The sequence below is a fragment of the Calothrix rhizosoleniae SC01 genome (assembly GCF_900185595.1).
Classification (GTDB): Bacteria; Cyanobacteriota; Cyanobacteriia; order Cyanobacteriales; family Nostocaceae; genus Calothrix_A; species Calothrix_A rhizosoleniae.
The window spans coordinates 1-2,333 of sequence record NZ_FYBH01000311.1 but is presented as its reverse complement, the minus strand read 5'-3'; the positions used below and the strand labels follow the sequence as shown (position 1 = coordinate 2,333).

Sequence of the window (2,333 nt, the reverse complement as noted above, 5' to 3'; positions counted from 1 at the left end):
CTTACGCTCAAAGCTTACGAAAATCAAGATGTACCTTTTGAGCAAGTAGTAGAAGCATTACAACCACAGCGCGACCTAAGTTATTCTCCCTTATTTCAGGTGGGATTTTCATTAGAAAATGCACCATTAAGTGAAGTTGAGTTAACTGGTATAACTTTAAGTCAGTTAGAGCAGGAAAGTACAACTGCAAAGTTTGATTTAACTTTGTCAATTAGCGAAACTGACCAAGGGCTGGTAGGTAAATGGGAATATAATACTGATTTATTCAATGACTCAACTATTGAGCGAATGATTCAGCATTTCCAGAATTTACTCCAAGGGATTGTGGAAAAACCTGAGCAGAATATAAGTTTATTTACCTTGATATCGAAAGAGGAGCGTCATCAATTATTAGTTGAATGGAATGATACAGCAACGGATTATCCATCTAATAAATGTATTCATCAATTATTTGAACAACAGGTAGAAGAAAACCCCAACGATCTAGCAGTAGTATTTGGAGAACAACAATTAACCTACCAACAATTAAATCAACGAGCCAACCAACTAGCATATCATCTGCAAAGTCTTGGTATTAAACCAGAAGTATTGGTGGGAATTTGTGTAGAGCGTAACCTGGAGATGGTGGTGGGATTATTGGGGATATTAAAAGCTGGTGGTGCTTATGTACCACTCGACCCCAATTATCCTCAAGAACGATTGAGCTATATGTTGGCAGATTCGGGTGTTGGGGTGTTAGTTACTCAGAGCTCATTGTTAGAATCTCTCCCACAGAATAATGCACGGGTGGTTTGTTTGGATAGTGACTGGGGTCTGATTTCCCAAGAGTCCCAAGAGAATTTTGATGCTGGGGTAAATTCCGATAATTTGGCTTATGTGATTTACACTTCTGGTTCTACTGGGAAACCCAAAGGGGTTGCAATTGAACATCATTCTGTATGTAATCTTGCTCAAGCACAAACCAACATTTTTGATGTTACAGCAACTAGCAATGTACTTCAATTTGCTTCTTTTAGTTTTGATGCTTCTGTCTGGGAAATATTGATGGCTTTCACTAGAGGAGCAACACTAATTTTAGGAACACCTTCTCAGTTAATGCCTGGTGATGATTTGAAGCAAATGTTACATGATTATTCTATAACTCATGTAACATTACCTCCTTCTGCTTTAACAGTATTACCGACTGAGGAATTGCCACAACTGGCTAATATAATTGTCGCAGGAGAAGCTTGTCCCTTAGAATTGGCTAGTAAATGGTCAGTTGGTCGTCGTTTCTTTAATGCTTACGGTCCTACTGAGTCTACTGTTTGTGCAACCGCAACTCAAATTAATCCTAGTACTCAGAAAATTACCATAGGTCGTCCCATAGCCAACACCCAAATCTACATCTTAGATTCAAACCTCCAACCACTACCCATCGGTGTACCCGGAGAATTATACATTGGTGGTCACAGCTTAGCTAGAGGTTACCTCAACCAACCAGAATTAACTTCAGACAAATTCATCCCTAGCCCCTTTGATAAATCAAAATTATATAAAACAGGTGATTTAGCTCGTTACTTAACCGATGGGAATATCGAATTTCTTGGTCGTATTGATAACCAAGTAAAAATACGTGGTTTCCGCATTGAATTGGGAGAAATCGAAGCAGTTCTGAGTAGGCATCCTCAAGTTAATCAAGCTGTTGTCATTACCACAGAAGAAAATATCGGTAATAAAAGGCTAGTAGCTTATGTAGTTGCAAACTCGTCTTTCACAACTCAACAACTACGTGAATACCTCAAAGCACAACTCTCAGACTACATGGTACCCAGTGCCTTTGTCACTTTAGATAGCCTACCATTAATACCCAATGGTAAAATTGACCGTAAAGCATTACCTGTACCCGAAACTGAAAAAAATACTGAATATATAGCACCAGGTACACAACGTGAAAAAATACTAGCCAATATCTTTGCTCAAGTATTGAATGTAGAAAATATCGGAATTGACGATAACTTTTTTGATTTGGGAGGACATTCCCTACTCGCAACCCAATTAATTTCCAGAGTAAAATCAGCTTTTTCTGTAGAAATACCTCTAAGAATATTATTTGAATCCCCTACAGTTAGCCAACTAGATCACACATTAAATCAACTAGGTAATACAAAAACCCTTCCTTCAATTCAACCAAGAAGCCACCATCAGGAATTACCATTATCCTGGGCACAACAGCGACTATGGTTTCTCAACGAACTGGAAGGGAAAAGTGCGACTTACAATATTTCAACAGCAGTCCGCATTAGTGGTAATTTAGATATTAATGCTTTACAAAAAACTTTATCATCAATAGT

1 protein-coding gene is annotated in these 2,333 nt (G+C 38.2%); it reads left to right on the top strand.

The features are described 5' to 3' along the window. The coding region (locus CALSC_RS18895) for a non-ribosomal peptide synthetase (RefSeq protein ID WP_143288303.1) at positions 1–2,333 on the top strand (2,333 nt) is incomplete at both ends.